The organism is Roseateles sp. (genome assembly GCF_044373315.1).
Classification (GTDB): domain Bacteria; phylum Pseudomonadota; class Gammaproteobacteria; order Burkholderiales; family Burkholderiaceae_C; genus JACDQM01.
This window is the reverse complement of record NZ_JBILQK010000230.1, coordinates 1-3,672: the sequence shown is the minus strand read 5'-3', so window position 1 is coordinate 3,672 and position 3,672 is coordinate 1. Positions and strand designations below refer to the sequence as shown.

General features: G+C 61.8%; 5 protein-coding genes. 2 read left to right on the top strand and 3 right to left on the bottom strand.

Annotation, left to right across the window (positions count from 1 at the left end):
* Both ACIQ67_RS20920 and purE read right to left on the bottom strand, forming a co-directional pair.
* On the bottom strand, positions 1 to 707 hold a 707-nt coding region (locus ACIQ67_RS20920; protein ID WP_397536302.1), incomplete at its 3' end, for an ATP-grasp domain-containing protein.
* An 8-nt stretch (positions 708 to 715) separates the two neighbouring features.
* Entirely contained in the window at positions 716 to 1,213 is a 498-nt protein-coding gene (gene purE, locus ACIQ67_RS20915) for a 5-(carboxyamino)imidazole ribonucleotide mutase (RefSeq protein ID WP_397536301.1), read from the bottom strand.
* Between the two features lie 207 nt (positions 1,214 to 1,420).
* Here purE and proB point away from each other — a divergent pair, with 207 nt between their 5' ends.
* Entirely contained in the window at positions 1,421 to 2,200 is a 780-nt protein-coding gene (proB, locus tag ACIQ67_RS20910) for a glutamate 5-kinase (protein WP_397536300.1), read from the top strand.
* Here proB and ACIQ67_RS20905 read toward each other — a convergent pair.
* Positions 2,184 to 2,459, bottom strand: a complete 276-nt coding sequence (locus tag ACIQ67_RS20905; RefSeq protein ID WP_397536299.1) for a Smr/MutS family protein — start codon at positions 2,457 to 2,459, stop codon at positions 2,184 to 2,186. The two genes, proB and ACIQ67_RS20905, sit on opposite strands and share 17 nt — an antisense overlap.
* 83 nt (positions 2,460 to 2,542) lie before the next feature.
* Here ACIQ67_RS20905 and ACIQ67_RS20900 point away from each other — a divergent pair.
* The coding region (locus ACIQ67_RS20900; protein WP_397536298.1) for a glutamate-5-semialdehyde dehydrogenase at positions 2,543 to 3,672 on the top strand (1,130 nt) is incomplete at its 3' end.

The following is a 3,672-nucleotide window of genomic DNA, read 5'->3' as shown; positions in this document are numbered from 1 at the left end:
GAGACGGCGGGGCTGACGCGCGCGGGGACGATGGAGACGTCGAGGATGTGATGGCGGTGACGATTTTCCGCAGGGTCGTAGGTGACGGTGCGGCCGTCGGCACCGCGGGCGGCCATGACGGAGAGTTCCTTTTCGAAGGGGACCCAAGCTTCGAGGACGGCGCGGTCGGCACCGAAGGCGGCCCAGACGGTGGCGGGGTCTTCGGTTCCGGAGAGTTTGAGCTGGCCTTTGCCATCGTATCCGAAGGCGGCGGTTTTGAGGACGCCGGGGCCGTTGAGTTCGAGCATGGCGGCGGCGAGGTCGGACTCGCTGGCGATGACTGCGAACCAGGTGTGGGGGATGCCGTTGGCGCGGAGGAATTCCTTTTCGCGCTCGCGGTTTTGGCAGATCGAGATGGCTTGGGGCGAGGGGTGCAGCGGGATGCAACCGGCGACTTTTTCGAGGGTTCCGCGCGGGATGTTTTCAAACTCGACGGTGGCGACGGTGGCGGTGCGGCAGAATTTTTCGAGCGCTGCTGGGTCGTCGAACGGGAGGTCGATGATTTCGTCGGCGACTTCGACCGCTGGTGCTTCGAGGCCGCCGGTCCAGATGCAGGTGCGCACGCCCATGCGGCGGGCGGCGAGGGCGAGCATGCGGCCAAGCTGGCCACCACCAATGACGCCGACGACGCAATGCGGCGGATGAAGGGGGATGAAATCGGGCGACATGGTGGAGATCAATCGAGAGGCGGTAACTCGGCGGCGGTGACGGTGTCGGTTTGGTTTTGCCGGAAGGCGCGGAGTTTTTCGGCGAGCGCCGGGTTTTCCGTGGCGAGCATGGCGATGGCGAAAAGTGCGGCGTTGATGGCGCCGGCTTTGCCGATGGCGAAGGTGGCGGTGGGAATGCCGGCTGGCATTTGGACGATGGAAAGGAGCGAGTCGACGCCATTCAGAGTCTTGGATTGGACCGGGACGCCCAAGACCGGCAGCTCGGTCATCGCGGCGGTCATGCCGGGCAAATGCGCGGCGCCGCCAGCACCGGCGATGATGCATTTCAGTCCTCGTGCGCTGGCGGATTGCGAGTAGGTGACCAATTTTCCCGGGGTCCGGTGTGCACTAACGACTTCGGCCTCCCAAGCCACGCCGAAATCGCGCAAGGTGCGCGCGGCGTGCTCCAGCGTCGGCCAGTCCGATGTACTGCCCATGATGATTCCTACGACCGGTGCGGCGTCCATGTCGGCAGCGTGGCCATCCACCCGGCGGGCGTCAATAGGATGCAGACGGTGGAATTTCCGCTCGTCGGATGGCGGAGTGAAATGGGTGGAGATTCTGATGAAGGCAGACGTTTGGGTAGATCGATGGCTTACGGGATTGCATTGGCGTGTGGGCGCGTTTTGATCTATCCGCGTGCAGCCGGAACCGCCCGGCATCATCCATTTCCCATGATTCCAGACCTTACCGTGATCAAAGCCGGCACCGGAGTGCTGACCAAGGCCGCCGACGGCACCCTCGACCGCGCCGCGCTCGTGCACCTCGTTTCTGCCATTTCGGGGCTCATGGATGCTGGGCATCGCTGCCTGTTCGTTTCGTCGGGCGCGGTTGGCTCTGGCGTTTCCGCACTGGGTCTAACAGAATATCCGAAAGACACCGCCACCCGCCAGGCCTGCGCCGCCGTGGGTCAGGCGCGGCTGATGCAGACCTACAGCAGCCTTTTCGCCAATTTCGACGTTACCATCGCTCAGGTGCTCCTCACCGCCGATGACCTCGGCACACCACTCCGCGCCGGATATGTCACCGACACCCTTCGGCGCCTACTCACCGAGCCACGCATCCTGCCGATCATCAACGAGAACGACTCCGTTGCCGTCGAAGAGTTGAAATTCGGCGATAACGATATGCTTTGCGTCCGCGTTGCCAAGCTCGCCGGGGCAAAACGGGTGATCCTTCTCACCAGCGTCGATGGCCTGTTAGACCCTGAAACCAACGCGCTCATCCCTGAGGTTTCCGACATCGAAGGCGTCTTCCGCCACGTTCGCGAGGACAAGGGCCGTTTCTCCATGGGCGGGATGGCCTCGAAGCTTTCCGCCGTGAAATTCGCCCTCGATGCCGGTATCGAAACGCACATCGCCCACGGCCGTCATCCGGAACGACTATCGGCGATCGTTGCCGGGCACGGGATTTCCACGAAATTCTCCTCCTCCGGAATCACCGACGGAGCGTGACCCACGTCGCCCCCCAACCACCGGAGCCATCACCGGCGAGTTGAAAATCCACCACCTCGGGCAGTTTGCGGAGCAACCGATGCACTCCTTCGCGCAGTGCGCCGGTCCCCTTGCCGTGAATCACCCGCACGCGGGAAATCTCCTTTTCCCTGCAAGCCCGGAAATACTCCGGCAACAGCTCACCCACCTCGGATGGTCTGAAAGTGTGAAGATCAATCTCATCACGGATCGGAATCTCAACAGGTTCTTCCTCGTCCACGCCACCATTCAACCTGAGAATCGTCCGATTTGAAACCCGATTCACACTTGAGTCGCCGCACCCTGCCCTTACGGTCTCTCCCGATGTCCACCCTCCAGGAAACCATCCACCAAATGGGAAAACAGGCGCGCAAGGCCGCCTATCAGCTCGCACAGCTTTCATCCGAGGAGAAAAACACCATCCTCCGCGCGATGGCTTCGGCCATCCGCGAAGCCACGCCGGACATCCTGACGGCCAACGCCAAGGACCTCGCAGCCGGCACGGAAAAAGGCCTATCCGCCGCCATGTTAGATCGCCTCATGCTCGATGAGAAGCGTATCGAAGCCATGGCTGCGGGCATCGACCAAGTCGCCACCCTTCCCGATCCCGTCGGTCAGATCCTCGAAAAATGGACGCGCCCCAACGGCATTGAAATCGAACAAATCCGCGTCCCCATCGGCACCATCGGCATCATCTACGAAAGCCGCCCCAACGTCACAGCAGACGCCGCCGTCCTCTGTTTCAAAACCGGAAACGCCACCATCCTTCGCGGTGGCAGCGAGGCCATCCACTCCAACCTTGCCATTTCCGCTGCTCTCGCAAAAGCAGGCGCGCCCGAGCACTCCATCCAGCTCATCCCCTTCACCGATCGAGAGAGCGTCGCCACCCTCGCCGGCATGGACCAATGGCTCGACCTCATCATTCCCCGTGGCGGCAAAGGCCTGATCGAAACCGTCGTCTCCCTCGCCCGCATGCCCGTCATCAAACACTACGACGGCATCTGCCACCTCTACGCCGACCAATCCGCCGATCTCGACATGGCTGTCTCTCTAACAGTCAATGCCAAGACCCAGAAATGCGGCGTCTGCAACGCATTGGAAACACTCCTTGTCCATCGCGAAATCGCCCGCACCTTCCTCCCCAAAGTCGCAGCCGGCCTCCGCGCGAAAAACGTCGAACTCCGCGGCTGCGCCGAAACCCTCGCCATTCTAACCGACATCACCCCCGCAACCGAGGAAGACTGGTCCACCGAATATCTCGACCTCATCTTATCCATTAAAATCGTATTATCTCTCGAAGAAGCCGTTTCACATATCAATCAATACGGCTCCCACCACACCGACACCATCGTCACCGAAGACCCAACCACTGCGGAAGCCTTCCTCCGCAGTGTCGATTCCGCCTGCGTCTTCCACAACGTCTCCAACCGCTTCGCCGACGGCGGCGAATTCGG

Bases quoted from the DNA above. Each gene is read 5' to 3' on its own strand.
- purE (WP_397536301.1), bottom strand. From the start codon at position 1,213: ATGGACGCCGCACCGGTCGTAGGAATCATCATGGGCAGTACATCGGAC.
- proB (WP_397536300.1), top strand. From the start codon at position 1,421: ATGATTCCAGACCTTACCGTGATCAAAGCCGGCACCGGAGTGCTGACC.